The organism is Polynucleobacter sp. MWH-P3-07-1, assembly GCF_018687555.1.
Lineage (GTDB): Bacteria > Pseudomonadota > Gammaproteobacteria > Burkholderiales > Burkholderiaceae > Polynucleobacter.
Map to the genome: position 1 here is coordinate 509,221 of NZ_CP061296.1, position 20,882 is coordinate 530,102.

A 20,882-nucleotide genomic window follows, 5' to 3' on the forward strand; every position below is an offset into this window, starting at 1 on the left:
GACTTTATTCACTTAAATGGTTCTTTTTGAGCATGATTCAATTTCTGCATTCCGCCTCCAATATTGTTGATGGCTTACTCCTCATCTTGGTCGGCTTGCTGTTCTCAACGGGTATTCCTTGGTACATCCGTTGGAAATATCAACTCAATCCCAGTGAGCATTTTGCAAAGGGTGCAGAGGAGGGCTTTAAGCTCTTCACCTCGATTACTTTACTGTTAATTGCTTTCTCGTTGGTACGAGTCCAAGGGGATCACCGCAACGTAGAAGATTTGGTTTCTAGAGAATCCGCAGTGATTGTGAAGCTTAATCGAGCGCTCGTGAGCTATGGCGGCAGAGATGCTGCAGAACTGCGTAATGATCTAAAAGATTATGCGAATTCATTGGTGGTTGATGAGTGGCCTAAGATGAGTCAGCGTGAGAGAAGTGAAGACTCTTCTAATAAATTAATTGATCTGACTCAGGGCATACGGCTATTGGATCCGAAAACCTCAGTGCAGCAACTGGCTCGCTCTGAAATCTTAAGCTCCTTAACGCAACTATCGGATGTACGAGAAGCGCGTTTATCCGCTAGTCATTTAGAGTTACCCCATTATTTATCGCAAGCCTTAATTGTCTCGATCACGATGCTCATCGTGTTTGGCTGGTTTCAGAATCCCTTACAGAAAATGGTGGCCCATGTTGCTGGAGTGAGTATTGGCGTCTCGCTATTGCTGACTTTATTGATTGCACTAGAGGGGATTTTCTTGGGCGAAAGCCAGGTGACTTCAGAGCCGATTGCACGCATCTTGCCATTGCTGGGGGCCTAGATGACCGACGTCAGCGCCGGCAACGCCATTACGCAATACATTCAGTTACGAGGTTCAACCACCTTGCTCGGCCCCATGCAAGCCGTTGGTTTGCAGTATATGGATGAATATCCCAGTGTCGGTTTACCTTTGTTGGGCGGTGGAACCAGCGCTGGCTATAAGTCTGTCTTGGATGGCACAGCAGACATTGGCATGGCATCAGGCGCTATGCCTGAAGATATGGAAATTTGGGCTAATGCCCATAAGCACGCAGTTCGATCGATCAATATTGCTTATGACGGCATTGCTGTGATTGTGAATGCATCGAATCCCATTACCAATCTGACTTTGGTTCAACTGAGAGATATTTTCACAGGCAGACTGAATAACTGGAATGAACTCTGTAAGTTATCAGGCAAGATTAATGTGTACAGCCATCATCCGCAACGGGGCACCTATGAGCCCTGGAAAAGACTAGTAGTAGGCAAAGAACACATTACCCTGGGCGCGCAAATTGTCAACGACCATAAAGAGTTGTTTGCCAATTTACTGAAAGACCCCTTGGGTATTAGCTATGTCAGTACAACATTCTTAGGTAAAGCGAATCTGAAAGTGCTATCTGTTAATGACTTTCTGCCAAGTTATGAGAACCTCAGTACTAATCAGTATCCGATTCGTAATAATCTGATGTTGATTGCTCCTGAGCAAACCTCGGATCACGTGAAGCAATTTATTGATTACTGCTTGAGTCCTACCAAGGGGCAGGCCTTAATTAAACAAAATGGCCTAGTGCCCATCGTTACTGGATAGGGCTTCAATTTCATGGAACGTAGAGAACTTCTGAAGCGTGTTGGACTGGGATCCTTGATTGCGGTTGCTGGTGTGGGTGGCTTATATTCCTATCCTTTAATCTTCTCTAAGGCACACAAAAGTCTCATGATTGCTGGATCTTCAGCAGTCAGTCGATTTGTATCCTTCTTGGTCGAGTCTTTCTTGAAGCAAGATCCCAATGTAGACATTGCGCTAGAAGGTGGTGATTCTTTAACGGGCTTAGTCAGTCTTGTGAATGGCGGTATTGATATTGCCATGATGTCGAGAGGGCTCACGTTTGATGAGTACAACCCAGACTTGGTAGTGAATCTCTTGGGTTTCGAGGGGGTGGCATTGATTGTGAACCCCAATAATCCTGTGCAAGGATTAAGCATTGAACAAGTCAATGGCATCTTGCGTGGCCAAATTAAGAATTGGTCTGAGCTGGGCGGGATTGCTGGGGAAATTCAGGTATACGGCAGAAACGAAAGCTCGACCACGCGAGGCTTAATTCAATACTTTGTGATGAAGGGCGCTAGCTTTTCTAGTAAGACCAAAAATGTAGAGAGCGCTAAACAAGTGGTTGATGCGGTTGCTGATGATCGAAACGGTTTTGCTTATGTCACTGCAAAATATTTAGATAATCGGATACGCGGTCTTGCTATCGGCGGGGTTGAGGTAAGTAATAAGTCATTATTACTAGGTCTATACCCCTTACGTAGAGAAATCTTCCTGGTGACTAAAGCGCCCAGTACGGCAGTGACAAAACAATTCATTGCTTTCAGTCTTGGCGATACTGCACAAGATATTCTGGAAGATCGTGGCTTAACAAGAATTCATTAAAACCTATGGCCAAAGAAACACTCGATAAAGAATTTGAAGACTATGTTCATGATGGTCTCGAATGGCTTCGTAGTAAACACCATATTCGAAAAGGCTTGGCCTTAATCGCGATTGCGTGTTTGGTTGGAGTTGCTGGCAAGTTTGCTTATGAACTCTATCCCCGCCACCACAAGCTGACGGTCAGTGGCGGTGGCATGCTAACCAAAAGCCATTACCTCACCAAAATCATGGAGGAGGAATCATCCCAGCAACGTTTATCTCTAAAAGTAGTGCCAACACCCGGTTCTTATGAGGCGTTACAAGCACTTGATAACGGCACTTTAGATTTAGCCTTTGTTCAATCGGGTATCGATACATCGAATTACCCTAATGTTCGTTATGTGGCCTCCATTGAGCCTGAGCTGGTCCAGTTCTTGGTTAAACCCAACATCAAACAAATTGCTGACCTCAAGGGTAAGACTATCAACCTTGGCAAAAAGCATGAGGGTGTGAGTGTTATCTCTAATCAGATTTTGCATTTCTCAGGATTTGTCCCTGATGTGGATTTCACTGAGACTGACTTCAGTGATGAAGAGCTTCTGAGCATGAAATCGGATTTGCTGCCTGACGTGATTGTGCAGGTGGCTTACGCTCCCTCACCAGTGGTCGATTTCTTGGTACAAAAGCGCGACTATCGCTTATTAGAAATGCCATTCCCGCCATCTTTGGCTACGCGCTTGGGATGGGTAGCGGACAGCAAAATTTTGGCTTACATGTATCGTATTGTTCCGCCTGTACCCGCAACGGATATCCAAGTGGTTGGGGTCAACTTAAATGTGCTGGCTGGAAAAAATGTCGATCCGAGAGCTATCGTGAAATTCTTAAAAGTTCTTTACAGCCCCTTTACGGCAGCGCGCTTTGGGATTCCGATTCCGGAGGATCGCTTTTTAACCTCATCCGGTTTTCCACTCTCGTCTGGAACTGAAGCCTTCATAGAAGAAAAGCAACCCTTGATTAACAATGCCTTGCTTGATCGCATTAAGGCCACGATTGGTTTAATCATGAGCTTAGGATCTATTCTCTTGGTGGTATTTAAGTGGTTTAAGAGACCCGAGGACGAAGAAGAGGTAGAGGTCGCCAGGGAACCCAATCCAATTGAGCCTGCAACCCAACATGAAGTGGCGGCAACCCCGGTTGCGACTGGGGCGGCTACTTCCTCTGTGACCGATCGCCTTAACACAGCGATTAGTAGTGTGGAAACCATCGATAAGTAATGAGCCTGATGAAGCTGGGTTTAGATCGCTCGCTGAGTAGGCAGATTCAATGCTTGGGTCTTGCGATCCTGCTGATGGGTCTAGCGCCACATGCATTCGCCCAAGTCGATGCAGGCGCCTTGCAGCAAGGACTTGAGAGGCAGCTGCCGTCTACCAGCCCCTTAGCATTGCCGCAGATTGAAACTACTAAGCCAGTGCAGCCAAGCGCCCCTACTGGGAATGAGGTTCGCTTTACACCGACCCGTTTTGTTTTAGAGGGAATTCATTCTCTACCAGAATCCGAAGTGCAGGCTGTGCTGCAACCCTGGCTCAATATTCCTGTTAGCTTTGAAGACTTAAGACGTGCATGCGATGCGATTCAAAATCTCTATCGCGATAAAGGTTTCACCGTTCAAGCAGTCGTTCCACCCCAAAAAGTGCAAGACGGCGTCGTGAAGATTTTGATCACCGAGGCCAAGTTAGGGAAGGTGACCATAGAAACTCCCAAAGGAGAAACCCGCTTTAGTAAAGAGCGTGCGGCAAGCTATATCACTTATGCCAATCCTATCAATGAGCCGCTCAATATGGAGTCGCTCCAAAGAGCGATCATTATTCTGAATGAGACGCCTGGCGTTGCTGCAAACGTGCAGTTACAGAGAGGGGCAAATAAAGGGGATGTTGATGTCAACGTCCAGCTCACTCAGCCTGAACTTTTACAAGGGCGAGTTGAAGTTAATAATTTTGGCAGCCGTACAACCGGAGCTAATCAGGCGGTTGTTTCACTAAATCTCAATGAACCACTGGGTATTGGCGACTTCGCTTCGCTCAACACGATTTCATCACAGGGCTCGCAATATCTGCAGGGATTAATCTCTCTGCCAGTAGATGAGAATGGCTTACGTTTTGGTATATCCGGGACTTACTTGCAATATATTGATGTAAGCAACTATACCGATAACGGAGGGAAGGGCACTGCATGGACAACCGGCTTAAGTGCCGCCTACCCCGTTCTCCGTAGCGCAGGTGCCAATCTCAACGCCAGCCTCAATTACGACATTAAAAGTTATAACAACATTAACTTCCTGACGGATACGGTCACTAGCGCTTACAACATCAATAATCTCTCTGCTGGATTATCTGGCAATGTAGCTGACAATCTATTTGGGTCGCCAGCAGTTAGCGCCGGCACTGTGACATTGGTTTTGGGACACTTACAAATGCTAGCAACTAGCCCGGTCAGTTATGGCGCCTATGATGTTCCGAACTCTTCTCCGACTGCTTACGCGCCGATTACGCCATCTAATTTTGCTAAAGCAACATTCTCCGCTTTACGTAATCAACAGCTCTTTGGTGATGACATCACATCGCTGTACACATCACTCTCAGGCCAACTGGCTTCCGTAAACCTCAACTCTGCTGAGCAGATCTATCTCGGCGGGCCTTATGGCGTGCGTGCCTATCCTCTATCTCAATCGGGAGGTGCGCAAGGCGGGTTATTTTCATTAGAGCTTAGACAAAAGCTGGAAACAAAATTGATGGTGTATGGTTTTTTTGATGCTGGCGTTGTTCAGCAATACAAGGCCCTCTATCCGAGCTGGCAAGGTGAAACCAATGCCAACAATACTTACTCGCTCATGGGGGCGGGGTTTGGGGTGAAATGGGATTATGTTGGTTGGAATCTAGGTGCGATGGTGGCCTGGAAGGTAGGCATCAATCCTTTGTATAGCTCTACTGGACAAGCAGTGAATACCGACGGAACGACAACGCAGCCGCGCGGCTGGGTCACTGCAGCCTACGCTTTCCAATAAAGCCCCCATCAAAATCGTCTAAACTCAATGCCTAGGTTAGGTTCTGGATCTACCCAAAGTGATTTCTGAGGAATAGTTATGAAGCGCATTATGTTGTTGTCCAAAATTCATCGTGCTGTTGTTACTGAGGCTGATCTTCATTACGAAGGTTCTTGTGGTATTGATGAATCTTTGCTGAAGGCAGCGGATATGCACGAGTTTGAAAAAATTGAACTCTACAACATCAATAATGGCGAGCGTTTCTCTACCTACATTATCAAAGCGGCTGCAGGATCTGGCATCATTTCATTGAATGGCGCTGCTGCACGAAGAGCGCATGTTGGCGATCATCTGATCATTTGTACTTATGGTGCCATTGACGACACTGAAGTTGCGCAACATGTGCCTAAGATTGTTCTGGTTGGCGATAAAAATGAGATCACCAAAATCAAGAGTTAATTGCTTTTGATTTAGTTCTCGAGCACTACAATTTCCCCTAGGGAAGTCTTTTCTCGAAACTGCGAGAAAGAGAAAAGCGCTTTGATGCTTGAAGTTTTAATAATCTCAATCATTCCCTCAGGAGTGAGCACCGCAGGGTATTCGCCTGGTGGAAAGATCGTATCTAAAGCCTCAGTAGTTGGCTTCCCTTGAATGCGTAGGATTAAGTTCTTAGTGATTTCAATGCGCATGGCTCATGTTAAGTTCTAAGAATTAGAACAATCGATAGCTCTGCACAATTTCAGTTCAGTCATGCACCAAGATGGGTTCTTTGCGGACCGATTATTTTGAAATTGATTCGATCCCAATTTGATGCACAAAATCAGGGCAATTATTTCATTGACACAAAATCGTCACAATGATTGAATGGGGTTTACTCCACCATTCATCTTCCTACGTCATGAAACTCATTACTGCAATTATTAAACCTTTCAAGTTAGATGAGGTTCAAGAAGGGCTTGCCCATATTGGGGTTGATGGCATGACAACATATGATGTGCGTGGCTTTGGTCGTCAAAAGGGACACACCGAACTCTATCGTGGCGCAGAGTATGTGATTGACTTTATTTTGAAACTCAAAATTGAAGTTGCTGTTGAGGATTCCAAATTAGAAGAGGCGCTCAACATCATTTCTCGTGCGGCCTACACCGGAAAAATTGGTGATGGAAAAATCTTTGTGACGCCCCTCAATGCAGTAGTCCGAATTCGTACAGGAGAGAGCGGACAGACCGCCCTCTAATAAATTCTTAGTTACCTTGCTGAGATTTTTTATCTGCTGCATCCATAAAGCCAATAATGTAAGGTGAGGGCACGAAGAGCACACTTTCACCGCCACGCTGAGCGTGGATGTTGACCTGGAAGCCAGTCTTCGCATGCTGAATTAAGAAGTCTTCTGTGAGGCTGATAGCCATCATTTCTCGCATGAGGCAGCGACCATTGATGCATCCACCATCTTCTCTCGAGACTACGTTAAAAGTGACTTTATCTTGATTGACTAAGCTAGCGGAGTCGTATAAGCGCCAGTTGTTTGGATAGACTAGTAAGACCATGAGCTGATAATTCTTAGTGCCTTGAGCAGTTTTTTGAGCCTGCAGACCAAAAGTTTGATCAGTATTGTTGGCATCCATCGTGTTAATTGTGGGGCCAACATAGCTTTGGGTATTGGAGTTGCCGTTGTTTACTAAGCTAGTGGCGAAATAAACGGCTTGCGCTTCATCCGCTTTAATCTGAGGATCATTATTATGAGAGCAGGCACAAAGTCCTCCAATGAGTACCAAGCAGAGGGCAAATCGTTTCATATTTAAATTCCTTGTAATTGCCAGCAGTATGCGGCGGGGCTCTATCAAGCCAATGCTCTAGAGTATATTAGACGTCAGTGAATGCGCTAATAAAGAGCCCTATGAATAACTACCGAATCATTCGTCTTGCCCTGTTGAGTAGCCTTTTATTTGCTTTGGGGGCCTGTGGCACCCCAGCAAGCGAATTTGGGGTCTATCGGCAATCAGACGGTACGATTGGGGTTCATGCTCCTAAAGATGCCAAAGAATCCGAGGCACAGGCAGCCGCCTTAGAAGAATGTAAAAAGGATGGAAAACGTTTCGTCTCCATCCTTGAACAGCGTAAAACCGTGAATAGTAATTTCCCAACAACCTATCTTTACAGCTGTCGATAGGCCTCTGGTTGCGCTACGTGCTTAGCTAAGCAACCACTTCTTCACTGACTTATCGACGCACATCGCATCAAGGGCAAGACCAAAGAAGGCTGAGCCATTGGTGACCATATTTTCGATAGCCTCAACCTTGCCAGACTTGATGCCACGTAAATACGTAGCAGCACGGTATCTCAAGAAGTGCTCGTTTTCATCATTTTCATTCAGAGTGGAGCAGATTTCGATACTGCCGTAACGGGTCTCTGGATTAATGTTGAGCAGAGCAATGCCTACTGCATTAATGAGATTATCTGGTACTGGAATTGGTACATAGGAGTAGAGCGATACCAGCATCTCTTCTTCATCAACTTCAATAATGTGGTCGATATCCAAAGCGTCTTGTTCGGTAAGCTCAGTCTCTCCTGAGTCACCACCACCAAAAGTCGATTCAAACTGCAACATCGCAGTATTGCTATCTTTAGAAATCTCAATCATGTCAGGGTAGCCCAATAGTCCTTTCCACCAATACATCAATGAGAAAGTGCAAGGCTTGACTTCAACTAAACCTTCATCGGTTGACTTTGCAAAATACAGACCGTAAAACTCATCATCTTGCTCTAGACCATATTGATCTACTTTAGGGGCTTTGACAGCAGCTTTCTTGGAAGCAGGTTTCTTTGCCACTTTCTTTTTGACCGCAGGCTTTTTAGCGGGAGCTTTGCTGACTTTTTTAGCCGCTACTTTTTTCTTGGCTGCTAGCTTTTTAACTGGCTGCTTCACTATCTTTTTAGCCACCAGCTTTTTCTTGGCAACAGCCTTTTTTGGAGCAGCGGATTTTTTAACCACTTTCTTAGCTACTGGTTTTTTCTTGAGCGCTTTCTTTGTAGCCATGATGAATTACCCTTATTTTGGTGGTGAATATGTTTCTTACAGCATTTGATATTACTGCAATTTACAGATCAATTGGATCTCAACTGCTGTGTCAATAGCAATAATATTTGAGCAAGAATATTTGACAGTTTTATGGCTTTGATACACTGGTTCTGATGATGAAGAAAATCCAATTTGGGCTGATTGCCTTGGGCCTACTGATTAGCCTGGCAGGTGCTGGCGCTTATTATCTGGCCCACTTGATTAATCCCGCTCAACTGACTAGTCTGGTGGCTTCGGCTGTGAAGGATGAGACGGGCAGAAATCTTCGTATTGCTGGGCCCATTGAACTCCATTTTTTCCCGAATATCGGTGTAGTGGCCCAGGACGTCTCATTCAGTAATGCGCCATGGGCTAGCGAAGCAGACATGCTCAAGGTTCAAAAAATCGAACTGAACGTCAAACTTCTGCCACTTTTGAGAAGGCAGCTTGAGATTAATCGGGTTCATCTCAGCGGTGTCGAGCTATTTTTGCAGTCTGACTCTCGGGGTCGTGAGAATTGGGATTTGTCTGTGCCCGCAGAAAAAGGACAAACTCCTGCCACCTCGAATGCATCTGATTCAGCAGCGGCGGGTGCTGGGGTTTTCACCACGATCGCCCATTTCAGTTTGATCGATGGGATCATTCACTATCAAGACAGCAGAGGATCGAAAAGTCAGTATTCGATTAAAGATTTTTCTGCCGATAAAGATGGTGGTAAGACGGCTATCAAGTTAGAGGCACGCGATGGCGCATTGCAATTCGGCTTGCAAGGAAAAGTGACCTCACTCAGGGAGATTGCTAGTCAGTGGAATATCGCGCCACTCAAGATTGAAACCGATTTTGAAATTACCCTAGATGGTAAGTCTCTTGATTTGGCAGGCAATATTGATAAGCAACCGGGTCATGAAGCGCAGTGGGATCTGAAGCTGAATTCCAAAGCCTTTGATTTAGCGCCACTGGCTGGTGGTGCAGCTTTAGCGGCTTCAGGAGTGGCTCCAGTAGGGCAAGCGAGTTCAGGCTCAAAAACAAAGTCTGCCTATTTCTTCAGCGATACCCCTTTACCTTTTAGTCAGCTACCTTCAGCTCAAGGCAGCATTCAGATTGATATTGCCAAACTGGGGCTTCCTAGCCTTACCAGTTTGCAAAATGTAAAAGGTAAAGTCGTTTTAAAGGGCGAGCAAATGGATTTATCTGATTTGCATTTTGATTGGGGGGGTGGCCATGCCAAAACTGCGATTCATCTTGCTCAAATCCATTCAAATAATCCACAGCTTCGGATTCAGGGTGAGGGAAGTGGTTTTACCCTGGAGCAATTGATTTCGGCGGGCAATCCTAACTCTAAGGTCAGTGGTGGTGATACCCGCTTTGCTATCAATATTCTGAGTTCTGGAAACAGTTTGCATCAGATTGCCGGTCGTGCAACTGGGCGCGCGCAAATCACGATTGGACCGGCCCGTATTGCGAAGAATTTCCTCAATGCAGGCGGTGATTTCATAGTGAGTCTGCTAGATGCAGTCAATCCCATGCGTAAGCAGTTTGACCAGAGCATTTTGGAATGTGCGGTAGCCTATTTACCGGTTCAAAATGGGTTAGTGAATATTGCAGACTCCATTGGTTTTAGGACTGATCGCTTGGATATCATCCTCGCTGGCACATTAAATCTGAATAATGAAGCCATTAATCTGGACATTCATCCTAAGGAAAAATCAGGCTTGACTACCGGCGTGAACTTAGGGGGGATGGTGAAAATTCAAGGAACGCTAGAGCACCCAGGTTTAGGGGTAAACAAGACTGGCGTCTTAAATAGTGCTGCATTAGTGGGCCTAGGCTTATTAACAGGTGGAGCCTCGATCTTGGCGGAGAATGCTAAATCCATTGCCACCAAGACCGATCCTTGCAAAACCGCTTTTCATCCGTGGGATGAAATTACTCAATAGCAAGCTTAGCGGGAAGCCCGCTTAGAGAATCATTCCGCTAACAAACAAGCTAAAGAGCGAAATAAAGATACTGGCGAAGAAAGCTGTCCAGAAGCTGGAGATGGTGAATCCACTAACAATAGAGGACACCAACATCAATACTAGGGCATTGATCACAAGCAAAAAGAGACCCATCGTTAATACCGTGAGTGGCAGTGTAAAGAGGATCAATAGGGGTTTCACAATCGCATTCGCAAAACCCAATAAGAGCGCAGCAATCAGCAGGGACCCACCATCAGCAAAACGAAGCCCAGAAAAAATATAACTAGCAACCCATAGTGAAAGAGAGGTTAAGCCCCACTGGATTAAAAATGGCATTAGATTCATGATGACCCCCTGTGATGAATATTGATAACTATAGTACTAGTTGATTAGTAGTGGGGCGGGATTTCATCGCGAAGATTGCTGCCGGGGGTGTTATTTGAGCCACCCTGTTCTTTGAGTGATTTCAGTTCACGGTATAAAAACTCAATTTGTTGCTGTTGCTCATAAACCCGATGATTGAGATTTTCGATGAGGTCTTCCGCAAAGCTGAGTTTAATTTCAAGATTAGTAATCCGCTCTTCGCTCATTTCATTTCCTTCTCAGAAATCACGACAAACCGCCCATCTTCCATTTCTGCTTGAGGTCGAATCCAAAAGCTCTGATTTCGTAAGGACTCATAAACATAGGCAGGTTGGAGTGTGGCTTCTATATTGGCTAGCATCACTACCCGATAAAAACCGCCAGACTTGAGGTGCTTTAAGAAATCACCAGGCTTAAATAGTCCGTTATCCGGTGAGAAACAAGAGTTGGTATTCATCAAGAGCTTAATTCCAGGCTGTGTAATCGCTAGTAATCAATATATCCTCTTTGGCTGCCCGAGGGGCAATTTTGAGTAACTCAAGATCCTTGCTCAATAAAATGCATGGTCTTAGGCTATAGGCGAGATCTAAAAACACCTGGTCATCAGGGTCTTGGCACAGCCAGGGTGCTTTTTGGATTTGCGAATCATTCATCATGAGGGCAATGCCTTGCCATTGAGTCAGGATGGATGATTGGGTTACTTCATCTAAAGCAAATAGCGGTCTGGCAATCACATCTGCAAACTCATCTAAGGTTTGCTGGTTAGCGTAGCTAGTCACCTTTTTATCCAATAGGGCTGCTTTGAGATGAAGTGCCTTGACATCATGAAAGACAAAGAGGTCTAGCAAAACGTTGGTATCAAAAATGACGGATTTGCTCATTGCGCAGAACGCCATACCTCTGGAGTAATCGTCACTTGTCCTTGCTCTGAGGAGATATAGACTTCACCATCTTGAATATTGATGTGCAGAACCATGCTGCGTTCGACGATGTCATTGAGTTGCTTGGCTTGCTCAGCCGGAATGGATATCACTGCTAAATTTTTGGCACGAGTCAGCTTGTTGCTGATACCGTCCCACCAGATTTTGCTAGTATGGCCGCCATAGCAATACACGATCACCTGATCTGATCTGCCGCATGCCTTCAAAATGCGCCGCTCATCGGGTTGTCCGATTTCGATCCAAAGTTGGATGGCATCGGTTAAGTCCTTGACCCAGAGATCAGGTTCATCGGTATCGCTAAGACCCTTAGTAAAAGTCAGATTCTCCTGGGCTTGCAGTGCGAAGGCCAGAATGCGAACCATCATCCGCTCCTCGGTCTCCGAGGGGTGCTTGGCAATTGTGAGGGAGTGACTGCCATAGTAGTGGCGGTCAGAATCGGAGACGTGAAGGTCAGCTTTGTGAATAGTTGCGCGAAGAGCCATACCGTATTATCGCCTTGAAGTGCCGTGTCCACTATGATTGGGTCAAATCCTCACCAATGAATGTGTATCCTAGCTCCATGATTCGCCTGACTGAACTTCGTTTACCGATTGACCATACTCCAGAGGCCCTTGAGCTAGCAATCATCAAGCGGCTTCATTTGGAGTCAAAAGACTTAGTCAATTTCTCGGTATTTAAGCGAAGTTATGACGCCCGCAAAAATGTGGCCTTGTCATTGATCTACACCGTTGATATCTCCGTCAAGGATGAAGAGAAAGTCTTGCAGAAGTTTTCAGGTGATCAGCACGTGAGAGTCTCGCCAGATACTCGTTATCACTTTGTGAGCGATGCAGCCCAAGCAAAGCCAGCGGATCGCCCCGTTGTGATTGGCTTTGGACCCTGCGGAATCTTTGCAGCGCTCGTCTTGGCACAAATGGGATTCAAGCCAATCGTTTTGGAGCGCGGCAAGCCTGTTCGAGAGCGCACACAAGATACTTGGGGTTTATGGCGCAAGAAGATCCTCAATCCTGAGTCCAATGTGCAATTTGGTGAAGGGGGTGCGGGTACTTTCTCAGATGGAAAATTATGGACTCAAGTAAAAGATCCTAAGTTTTATGGACGCAAAGTACTCAATGAGTTTGTGAAGGCAGGCGCTCCTGCAGAAATTCTGTATGTTGCCAAACCGCATATCGGCACCTTCCGTTTGGTCGGTGTAGTTGAAAAAATGCGTCAGGAGATTATTGAGTTAGGTGGAGAGATACGATTCGGACAAAAGGTCAACGGTTTTGAAATTGCTCATGATCAAATTCAGGCAGTCAAGATTGAAGGGCAGCCCGATTTACCGGCTTCACATGTGGTGCTGGCCTTAGGGCATAGCGCGCGCGATACTTTTCAAGCCCTGCATGATGCCGGCGTCTATATGGAGGCTAAGCCTTTTTCAGTGGGCTTTCGTATTGAGCATCCCCAATCCTTAATTGATAAAGCGCGTCTAGGCCCTCATGCAGGCAACCCCTTGATTGGTGCTGCAGACTATAAATTAGTGCATCACGCTAAAAATGGCCGCTCAGTCTATAGTTTTTGCATGTGCCCCGGAGGGACAGTCGTCGCAGCCACTTCAGAGCCTAATCGTGTTGTAACGAATGGCATGAGTCAATACTCACGTAATGAGCGCAATGCTAACGCAGGTATCGTGGTGGGTATTACGCCCGACGATTATCCTGGTGGACCAATGGCTGGCATCGAATTTCAACGTGCTCTGGAGTCAAAGGCTTATGAGTTGGGTGGGTCGACTTATGAGGCTCCTGGACAGCTCGTTGGCGACTTCTTAGTGGGCAAAGCTTCAACTGAATTTGCTAGTGTGCTGCCATCTTATAAGCCAGGCGTTCATCTCACTGATCTTGCCAGTAGTTTGCCCGATTACTGTATTGAAGCAATTCGGGAAGCAATTCCGGCTTTTGAAAAACAGATCCCTGGTTTCTCATTTAAAGACGCCGTCCTGACTGGGGTCGAAACGCGTACTTCTTCGCCCTTGAGAATTACCCGTGGCACAAATTATCAAAGCATGAATATCAAAGGCCTTTATCCAGCAGGAGAGGGCGCAGGTTATGCAGGCGGAATTATGTCGGCAGGAATAGATGGCATTAAGGTTGCCGAAGCAGTGGCGCTGGACTATCAGGCCAAATAATTTCAGTAGGCTTTTCAGCTCAACTGAACCTTATTCAAAAAAAGCCAGTTTTTGCGCTCTTGGTAGGCGCTTTAGTTTGGCCTCAGCTTTAGACGCCTCAGATCGATCGGGGTGCTCTTGGGTTGCCAAAAGGATGACAGGTCTTCGAGATCTCGTGTAGCGAGCCCCATCCCCTGAGTTATGAGCCTCTAGGCGATGATCTAGGCGATTTGTAATGCCAGCATAGTAAGTGCCATCAGCGCATTCCAGTAGGTAGACTAGCCAAGACATTAAGCAGTAAAAATCAGGGTTTAGGTGGCCTTGCAGACCTTGAAATATGTCATATAGTCCTTATATTCTATAGATAGAAAAGAGTTCTAAGGAACTCATCACCATTTTCAGATTTAAGCTGAGTTTTAAACCGAGATCAAAAAATGCGAATAGAGAAACTAACCACTAAATTTCAAGAAGCCTTAAGTGAGGCCCAAAGTTTAGCTTTAGCTAAAGACAATCAATACATCGAACCAGCCCATCTTTTATTAGCCATGTTGCGTGATTCCGATGGTGGCGCTAAGAGTCTGTTAAGTCGTGCAGGTGTCAATGTTCCTGGTTTAGAAAAGGGGCTAGATAAGCTCATTAGCAACTTGCCAGAGGTACAGGGAACTAGCGGAGAAGTTCAAGTTGGGCGCGATTTAAGCAATATGCTCAATCTGACTGAGAAAGAGGCGACCAAACGCGGTGATCAATTTATCGCTGGTGAACTTTTTCTATTGGTGGTCGCAGATGACAAAGGCGAACTCGGCAAAGTCGCACGTGAGAGTGGCTTAAATCGGAAATCATTAGAGGCGGCTATTGAATTAGTGCGCGGAGGGGAATCAGTGAATAGTGCAGATGCTGAAGGTCAGCGCGAGGCCTTAAAAAAATATACTGTTGACTTAACTGAGCGTGCGCGTTTAGGTAAGCTAGACCCTGTGATTGGGCGTGATGATGAGATTCGTCGCACGATACAGATTCTGCAACGGCGTGGCAAGAATAATCCGGTTCTTATTGGTGAGCCCGGTGTTGGTAAGACAGCGATTGTCGAAGGCTTGGCTCAGCGCATCGTCAATGGTGAAGTGCCAGAGACACTCAAAGACAAACGTGTACTGGTCTTGGATATGGCTTTGCTCTTGGCGGGTGCTAAATATCGTGGCGAGTTTGAGGAGCGCCTCAAGGCCGTATTGAGCGATGTTGCCAAAGACGAAGGTCGAACCATCATCTTTATTGATGAAATCCATACGATGGTGGGCGCTGGTAAGGGTGATGGCGCCATGGATGCCGGCAATATGCTTAAGCCTGCCCTAGCGCGCGGCGAGTTGCATTGTATTGGTGCGACGACTTTAGATGAATACCGCAAGTACATCGAAAAAGATCCTGCCCTAGAACGCCGCTTCCAAAAAGTGATGGTCGAAGAGCCCAGTGTTGAGGCAACCATTGCGATTTTGCGAGGCTTGCAAGAGCGCTATGAACTCCATCATGGAATTGAGATTACCGATCCTGCTATCGTGGCGGCGGCTGAGTTATCGCATCGTTACATTACGGATCGCTTCTTGCCCGATAAAGCGATTGATTTGATTGATGAGGCGGGCTCACGCATTCGGATGGAGATCGACTCTAAGCCTGAAGTGATGGATAAATTAGATCGTCGCCTGATTCAACTCAAGATTGAGCGTGAGGCGGTTAAAAAAGAAAAGGATGAGGCCTCTCAAAAACGTCTAGCCCTGATTGAGGAAGAGATTCAGCGCTTGGGCGCCGAGTACGCTGACTTAGAAGAGATATGGAAAGCTGAGAAGAGTGCTGTACTCGGTACTGCCAATGTCAAAGAAGAGATTGAGAAAATTAAAGCAGAAATTGTGAAGTATCAGCGTGATGGCAAGTTAGAAAAGGTAGCCGAGTTACAGTACGGAAAATTACCTGAGTTGGAGGCTAAGCTCAAGTCAGCTGCGGCAGCAGAAGCTAAAGGCGGTAAAGATGGTGTGGTGAAGAATAAGCTTTTGCGCACCCAAGTCGGCGCAGAAGAAATTGCTGAAGTGGTCTCACGCGCCACTGGTATCCCTGTATCCAAAATGATGCAAGGTGAGCGCGACAAACTACTGAAGATGGAAGAGCTCTTGCATAAGCGTGTGGTTGGACAGGATGAGGCCATTCGGGCCGTATCTGATGCAATCCGTCGCTCTCGTGCAGGCTTAGCTGAGGAGAATCGACCATACGGCTCTTTCCTATTCCTTGGCCCTACGGGTGTTGGTAAGACTGAGTTATGTAAAGCCTTAGCGGGATTCTTATTCGATAGCGAAGAGCATTTAATTCGGATCGACATGAGTGAGTTTATGGAGAAACATAGCGTGGCTCGCTTAATTGGCGCGCCTCCAGGTTATGTTGGCTACGAAGAGGGTGGTTATTTAACTGAACAAGTCCGTCGTCATCCTTATAGCGTGATCTTGTTTGATGAGATTGAAAAAGCCCATCCTGATGTATTCAATGTACTCTTACAAGTATTGGATGATGGCCGCTTAACGGATGGTCAAGGACGCACTGTTGATTTTAAGAATACGGTGATTGTGATGACCAGCAATATTGGTTCACATCTCATTCAGTCGATGGTTGATAAGAAACAGTCTGAAGTGAAAGAGGCTGTGTTTGGTGAGTTGAAGAATCATTTCCGTCCCGAGTTCTTGAATCGGATTGACGAGATTGTGGTCTTCCATGGTTTGGATAAGAAGAACATTGCCAATATTGCCAAGATCTTGCTCAAGAATTTGTCGGATCGCTTGGCCAAAGTGGATATGCAGCTTGAAGTCAGTGATGCAGCACTCGATAAGATTGCTGAAGTCGGCTTTGATCCTGTGTTTGGTGCTAGACCACTCAAGCGGGCTATTCAACAACATATTGAAAATCCCGTATCGAAGATGATTCTCGAAGGCAAGTTCGGGCCAAAAGATGTTGTGCCTGTAGATATCGATAAGCAGGGGGAGTTTAGCTTTACCCGCCAAGTGCATTAGTCAGCAGCTCTGCGTCTACCGAGAACCCGGTTTTGCTCTGAAGCACTACCGGGTTTTTATTTCATCATATGAAATCACATTTCCATCCATAAAATGTGCCGCAGCAATGAGGGCCAGTTGGTATTTCAATTGCTGATTCACTGTTCCACAATACGGAATATTTAATCTAAGTTATTGAAAATATTGAATTAAATGACTCTATGAATTGATCCAAAAAGTCTTGCAGGTTTCCCCTAGATGCCTAAACTCTTATATAAGACATAAGACTTGAATTACCAGTTCTGATGGTCTCAATCATTGAAGTTTCATTTTTCTTAGGGAGAAGAGCATGACCGATCGCAAAGCTGATATTGCTGCAATTCAAAAAGACTGGGATACCAATCCAAGATGGCATGGCATCAAGCGTGGGTATACCGCGGAAGATGTGGTTCGTTTACGGGGATCTTTGAAGATTGAACACACCTTGGCCAAAACTGGCGCGGAGAAGTTGTGGAACCTGGTGAATAACGAAGCGTATGTGAATTGTCTTGGAGCGCTAACAGGCGGCCAAGCAATGCAACAAGTGAAAGCAGGTATTCAGGCGATTTACTTATCTGGTTGGCAAGTAGCTGCTGACGGTAACTCTTATGCAGCGATGTATCCAGATCAATCCTTGTATCCAGTTGACTCAGTTCCAAAGATGGTTGAGCGGATCAATAACTCCTTCCAGCGTGCCGATGAAATTCAGTGGGCTAAAGGGATTAATCCCGGTGATGCTGGTTACATCGATTACTTCGCACCTATCGTTGCGGATGCGGAAGCAGGCTTCGGTGGTGTATTAAATGCGTTCGAATTGAGCAAGGCCTTAATCAAGCAGGGTGCAGCAGGTGTCCACTTTGAAGATCAACTGTCATCTGTCAAGAAATGCGGTCACTTAGGCGGCAAAGTGCTATTGCCAACCTCTGAATCTGTTCAGAAACTGATCTCAGCTCGTTTAGCCGCTGACGTCATGGGTGTTCCCACAATCATCTTGGCGAGAACCGATGCTGAAGCGGCTGACTTATTGACCTCTGACTATGATGAGAATGACAAACCATTCCTCACAGGCGAGCGCACTCCAGAAGGTTTCTATAAAACCCGCAAAGGTCTTGATCAGGCAATCTCACGGGGCTTAGCTTACGCCGCCTATGCAGATATGGTCTGGTGTGAAACAGGCACTCCAGATCTAGACTTTGCTAGAAAATTTGCTGAAGCCATTCGCGCAAAATTCCCAGGCAAGATGTTGGCTTACAACTGTTCTCCTTCCTTTAACTGGAAGAAGAATTTGGATGATGCAACGATCGCGAAGTTCCAGCGTGAATTGGGTGCAATGGGTTATAAGTATCAGTTCATCACTTTGGCTGGTATTCACTCCATGTGGTACAACATGTTCGACTTGGCGCAAGACTACGCTCAGCGCGGTATGACTGCTTATGTTGAGAAAGTGCAAGAGCCAGAATTTGCTGCTCGCGATCGTGGCTATACCTTCGTATCGCATCAGCAAGAAGTGGGTACTGGATACTTTGACGATGTCACAACCGTGATTCAGGGTGGTAAGTCTTCCGTAACTGCATTAACAGGCTCTACCGAAGAAGAGCAGTTCCACTAAGCGGAATTTCTCAGTAATACCGGCATCTCATTCGCCTCATAAGGGTGACTTAGATGCCGTTTTCGTTTACATTCACTTCATGAGCAATTGCGTACTTTGTAAAGATGTCTTGAGCCCTGAAGAGGGCGAGTTGATTTGGCGTGGTGATGACTGCCGCGTGATTTTGATTCACGATCCTGACTTACCCGGCTTTTGTCGAGTGATTTGGAATCGTCACATGAGTGAGATGTCTGAGCTTACCTATGGCGAGCGCGATCTCTTAATGAATCTTGTCTTTGCAGTCGAGCGTGCCATTCGTCAGACGATGCAGCCCCTCAAAATGAATTTAGCCTCTTTGGGCAATCAAGTACCTCATCTGCATTGGCACGTAATACCCCGTTACGAAGACGATGCCTTTTTTCCGAATACCGCCTGGTCAACAAGAATGAGAGAAGCTTCTCCAGCGGTGATTGCTGAGCGCAAGAAACTGGCTACGGAGTTGCCCAAAGCTATTCGCGCAGCAATCGCTGAGCTCGCCTAGCTCAAACCAGCTTCTTTAGAGCCTCTAGGTATTTTTCTGGGCTCAGCTGAGCGCCTTCTCTTTGGGCCTCCCACATCACTTGTCCTAGGCATTCCATCATCAGGTGTTGGGCTTCATGTGCAGTGCCTAATTTCTTAATGAGGCTGTCGGCAATTTGTCGAATGCCGGGCGGTTGATCGATCGAGATTTGCTCGCTAATCGATAAATGCATTGAGAGATGGAGGAAAGGGTTCGTTTCTCCTCGTTCCGGCGTGTAATCTTGAGCGAGTGCGCCTTCAGGATCTGCAAGCAGGCTATGGTATTCGGGGTGTTGTTCCATCCAGTCACCCGCAATCGTTTCGATAGGAGCAAGAATATGGCCTTCAGTTTTCTTTTTCCAGGTATCACAGAAAAAGCGCCGCACTTCTTCGCGAGTTGGGTTAAAGATCGCCACGCACTTTTCCTTTTCCAGTTTTTTGCTTGAAACGACACAGCGGCTCAACAATACATTCTTGACAGTGTGGATTGCGAGCCGTACAAGTGTATCTACCGTGCAGAATAAGCCAATGATGGGCATCCTGCAGAAATTCCTTTGGGACACGTTTCATGAGCTGCTCTTCTACTTTAACGACATCTTTTCCTGGCGCTAAGCCAGTTCGGTTAGAAACTCTAAAAATATGCGTGTCGACAGCAATGGTAGGCTCTCCAAATGCCGTGTTCAGAATGACGTTAGCGGTTTTTCTGCCAACGCCAGGCAAAGCCTCTAAGGCCTCACGAGTGCGAGGTACTTCACCTTGATGTTGCTCAAGCAAAATTTTGCAGGTCTCTTGAATATGCTTTCCCTTGGTCCTGAATAAGCCAATATGCTGAATATAAGGGCGGACACCTTGCTCACCTAAATCCAACAAAGCCTGAGGAGTATTCGCAATCTTGAATAGTTGTCGCGTCCCTTTATTCACAGAAACATCCGTGGCTTGCGCCGAGAGCAGTACTGCAATCAAGAGTTCAAAAGGGGAGCTGTATTCCAGCTCGGTGGTGGGCTGAGGATTGTTCGCTTGTAGTAACTCAAAAAAGCGGCGGCGCTGCTCAAGATTCATTTGGATTTCTGAGCCCTAGCAATGGCTGCTGCAATGATTTTACGTTTACGCTCCTGTTCGGCAAACTCAACTTCTGATGATGCAGGTTCTGCATTGAGGGCCGATAACTTAGCGCTCGCTTTCTTGGCAAGGCGCTCTTGGTTGTCGCGTTCTTCTCTAGTCAAGCGGCTTTCTCTAGCGTGGTAGCGTGTTCGAGCTTCATTGGCTAAAGAGGGGGTCCAAGCATTCCAGCCAGTCTTTTGATTAGTGACATCTACCATCGTTATGCAGTCCACGGGGCAGGGTGGCAAACATAAATCGCAGCCAGTACACCAATCGTCAAGTACGACATGGAGTTGTTTTGATGCGCCCACAATAGCATCAACGGGACAGGCTTGAATGCATAAAGTACAACCAATACAGCGCTTTGGATCAATCACTGCGACAGGTCTGGGACGTTCTAATCCGCAACTAGCATCGATTGTTGAATTGAGTGCGAAAGCATCTTGAGGAAAGTAGGACTCCAGAATCTGACTGAGCCTCTGAATACCCTCGACACCACCGGGAGGGCAGCGATTAGGTCTAACATCTCCTGTCGCTAAAGCCTCAGCATAGCCTCGGCAATCTGGATAGCCACATTTAGTACATTGGGTTTGAGGAAGCGCATCCTCTAAGCGATCGGTGAGCGCACCCACTTCTATGGAATTCATTACATGCGCCAC

At 46.3% G+C, this 20,882-nt stretch carries 25 protein-coding genes; 13 read left to right on the top strand and 12 right to left on the bottom strand.

Annotation, left to right across the window (positions count from 1 at the left end; genetic code table 11):
* Positions 1 to 32 precede the first annotated feature (32 nt).
* From ICU98_RS02710 to panD, 6 genes are all read left to right on the top strand, one after another.
* On the top strand, positions 33 to 806 hold the full coding sequence (locus ICU98_RS02710; protein WP_215272233.1) for a DUF4239 domain-containing protein: 774 nt from the start codon (positions 33 to 35) through the stop codon (positions 804 to 806).
* Positions 807 to 1,595, top strand: a complete 789-nt coding sequence (locus ICU98_RS02715; RefSeq protein WP_215352641.1) for a phosphate ABC transporter substrate-binding protein — start codon at positions 807 to 809, stop codon at positions 1,593 to 1,595.
* Positions 1,596 to 1,607: 12 nt separating this feature from the next.
* Positions 1,608 to 2,438 carry a phosphate ABC transporter substrate-binding protein gene (locus ICU98_RS02720; protein ID WP_215352642.1) on the top strand — a complete coding sequence of 277 codons (831 nt, stop codon included), beginning with the start codon at positions 1,608 to 1,610 and terminating at the stop codon, positions 2,436 to 2,438.
* Positions 2,439 to 2,443: 5 nt separating this feature from the next.
* Complete coding sequence (locus ICU98_RS02725) at positions 2,444 to 3,691, top strand: TAXI family TRAP transporter solute-binding subunit (RefSeq protein WP_215352644.1); 1,248 nt, start codon at positions 2,444 to 2,446, stop codon at positions 3,689 to 3,691.
* On the top strand, positions 3,691 to 5,478 hold the full coding sequence (locus ICU98_RS02730; protein ID WP_215352645.1) for a ShlB/FhaC/HecB family hemolysin secretion/activation protein: 1,788 nt from the start codon (positions 3,691 to 3,693) through the stop codon (positions 5,476 to 5,478). Before ICU98_RS02725 ends, ICU98_RS02730 begins: the two co-directional genes overlap by 1 nt.
* 78 nt (positions 5,479 to 5,556) lie before the next feature.
* Positions 5,557 to 5,916, top strand: coding sequence for an aspartate 1-decarboxylase (panD, locus tag ICU98_RS02735; protein WP_215352646.1), 360 nt, complete (start codon positions 5,557 to 5,559; stop codon positions 5,914 to 5,916).
* An 11-nt stretch (positions 5,917 to 5,927) separates the two neighbouring features.
* On the opposite strand, the gene ICU98_RS02740 is transcribed toward panD, so the two are convergent.
* A complete protein-coding gene (locus ICU98_RS02740; protein WP_112294813.1) occupies positions 5,928 to 6,146 on the bottom strand; it encodes a hypothetical protein in 219 nt (72 codons plus the stop codon).
* Positions 6,147 to 6,355: 209 nt separating this feature from the next.
* Here ICU98_RS02740 and ICU98_RS02745 point away from each other — a divergent pair, with 209 nt between their 5' ends.
* Positions 6,356 to 6,694, top strand: a complete 339-nt coding sequence (locus ICU98_RS02745; RefSeq protein ID WP_215352647.1) for a P-II family nitrogen regulator — start codon at positions 6,356 to 6,358, stop codon at positions 6,692 to 6,694.
* 7 nt (positions 6,695 to 6,701) lie between these two features.
* Here ICU98_RS02745 and ICU98_RS02750 read toward each other — a convergent pair whose 3' ends face one another.
* Entirely contained in the window at positions 6,702 to 7,253 is a 552-nt protein-coding gene (locus ICU98_RS02750) for a hypothetical protein (RefSeq protein WP_215352648.1), read from the bottom strand.
* A 101-nt stretch (positions 7,254 to 7,354) separates the two neighbouring features.
* Between ICU98_RS02750 and ICU98_RS02755 the strand changes: the two genes are divergently transcribed.
* On the top strand, positions 7,355 to 7,627 hold the full coding sequence (locus ICU98_RS02755) for a hypothetical protein (RefSeq protein ID WP_251365372.1): 273 nt from the start codon (positions 7,355 to 7,357) through the stop codon (positions 7,625 to 7,627).
* Between the two features lie 21 nt (positions 7,628 to 7,648).
* Here ICU98_RS02755 and ICU98_RS02760 read toward each other — a convergent pair whose 3' ends face one another.
* Entirely contained in the window at positions 7,649 to 8,494 is an 846-nt protein-coding gene (locus ICU98_RS02760; RefSeq protein WP_215352649.1) for a hypothetical protein, read from the bottom strand.
* A 155-nt stretch (positions 8,495 to 8,649) separates the two neighbouring features.
* On the opposite strand from ICU98_RS02760, the gene ICU98_RS02765 reads away from it, so the two are divergent.
* The gene (locus tag ICU98_RS02765) at positions 8,650 to 10,452 is read left to right on the top strand and encodes an AsmA family protein (protein ID WP_215352651.1); all 1,803 of its coding nucleotides are present in this window, start codon (positions 8,650 to 8,652) and stop codon (positions 10,450 to 10,452) included.
* A 21-nt stretch (positions 10,453 to 10,473) separates the two neighbouring features.
* Here ICU98_RS02765 and ICU98_RS02770 read toward each other — a convergent pair whose 3' ends face one another.
* Genes ICU98_RS02770 through ICU98_RS02790 form a run of 5 tightly spaced genes read right to left on the bottom strand, consistent with a single transcriptional unit; the run spans position 10,474 to position 12,259 of the window.
* The gene (locus tag ICU98_RS02770) at positions 10,474 to 10,818 is read right to left on the bottom strand and encodes a phage holin family protein (RefSeq protein WP_215335378.1); all 345 of its coding nucleotides are present in this window, start codon (positions 10,816 to 10,818) and stop codon (positions 10,474 to 10,476) included.
* A gap of 44 nt (positions 10,819 to 10,862) precedes the next feature.
* Complete coding sequence (locus tag ICU98_RS02775) at positions 10,863 to 11,063, bottom strand: SlyX family protein (protein WP_215335379.1); 201 nt, start codon at positions 11,061 to 11,063, stop codon at positions 10,863 to 10,865.
* A complete protein-coding gene (locus tag ICU98_RS02780; RefSeq protein ID WP_215352653.1) occupies positions 11,060 to 11,293 on the bottom strand; it encodes a hypothetical protein in 234 nt (77 codons plus the stop codon). Before ICU98_RS02780 ends, ICU98_RS02775 begins: the two co-directional genes overlap by 4 nt.
* A 7-nt stretch (positions 11,294 to 11,300) precedes the next feature.
* Entirely contained in the window at positions 11,301 to 11,717 is a 417-nt protein-coding gene (locus tag ICU98_RS02785; RefSeq protein ID WP_215352654.1) for a putative toxin-antitoxin system toxin component, PIN family, read from the bottom strand.
* Positions 11,714 to 12,259, bottom strand: coding sequence for a YaeQ family protein (locus tag ICU98_RS02790; RefSeq protein WP_215335382.1), 546 nt, complete (start codon positions 12,257 to 12,259; stop codon positions 11,714 to 11,716). Before ICU98_RS02790 ends, ICU98_RS02785 begins: the two co-directional genes overlap by 4 nt.
* A gap of 77 nt (positions 12,260 to 12,336) precedes the next feature.
* Between ICU98_RS02790 and ICU98_RS02795 the strand changes: the two genes are divergently transcribed.
* Positions 12,337 to 13,941: an NAD(P)/FAD-dependent oxidoreductase gene (locus tag ICU98_RS02795; protein ID WP_215353055.1), complete on the top strand. Its 1,605-nt coding sequence runs from the start codon at positions 12,337 to 12,339 to the stop codon at positions 13,939 to 13,941.
* A gap of 30 nt (positions 13,942 to 13,971) precedes the next feature.
* Here the strand turns inward: ICU98_RS02795 and ICU98_RS02800 are convergent, their stop codons facing one another.
* Complete coding sequence (locus tag ICU98_RS02800) at positions 13,972 to 14,211, bottom strand: GIY-YIG nuclease family protein (protein WP_215335383.1); 240 nt, start codon at positions 14,209 to 14,211, stop codon at positions 13,972 to 13,974.
* Positions 14,212 to 14,354: 143 nt separating this feature from the next.
* Here ICU98_RS02800 and clpB point away from each other — a divergent pair, with 143 nt between their 5' ends.
* The 3 genes from clpB (at position 14,355) to ICU98_RS02815 (ending at position 19,105) form a co-directional block, all read left to right on the top strand.
* Positions 14,355 to 16,958 carry an ATP-dependent chaperone ClpB gene (gene clpB / locus ICU98_RS02805; protein WP_215352656.1) on the top strand — a complete coding sequence of 868 codons (2,604 nt, stop codon included), beginning with the start codon at positions 14,355 to 14,357 and terminating at the stop codon, positions 16,956 to 16,958.
* A 328-nt stretch (positions 16,959 to 17,286) separates the two neighbouring features.
* On the top strand, positions 17,287 to 18,585 hold the full coding sequence (gene aceA / locus ICU98_RS02810; RefSeq protein WP_215352658.1) for an isocitrate lyase: 1,299 nt from the start codon (positions 17,287 to 17,289) through the stop codon (positions 18,583 to 18,585).
* A 79-nt stretch (positions 18,586 to 18,664) separates the two neighbouring features.
* Positions 18,665 to 19,105: an HIT family protein gene (locus tag ICU98_RS02815; RefSeq protein WP_215352659.1), complete on the top strand. Its 441-nt coding sequence runs from the start codon at positions 18,665 to 18,667 to the stop codon at positions 19,103 to 19,105.
* Position 19,106: 1 nt separating this feature from the next.
* On the opposite strand, the gene ICU98_RS02820 is transcribed toward ICU98_RS02815, so the two are convergent.
* Genes ICU98_RS02820 through rsxB form a run of 3 tightly spaced genes read right to left on the bottom strand, consistent with a single transcriptional unit; the run spans position 19,107 to position 20,870 of the window.
* The gene (locus ICU98_RS02820) at positions 19,107 to 19,532 is read right to left on the bottom strand and encodes a DUF1841 family protein (protein WP_215353056.1); all 426 of its coding nucleotides are present in this window, start codon (positions 19,530 to 19,532) and stop codon (positions 19,107 to 19,109) included.
* The gene (nth, locus tag ICU98_RS02825) at positions 19,525 to 20,181 is read right to left on the bottom strand and encodes an endonuclease III (protein ID WP_215352661.1); all 657 of its coding nucleotides are present in this window, start codon (positions 20,179 to 20,181) and stop codon (positions 19,525 to 19,527) included. Before nth ends, ICU98_RS02820 begins: the two co-directional genes overlap by 8 nt.
* Entirely contained in the window at positions 20,178 to 20,870 is a 693-nt protein-coding gene (gene rsxB / locus ICU98_RS02830; protein WP_215352662.1) for an electron transport complex subunit RsxB, read from the bottom strand. Before rsxB ends, nth begins: the two co-directional genes overlap by 4 nt.
* Between the last annotated feature and the right edge of the window lie 12 nt (positions 20,871 to 20,882).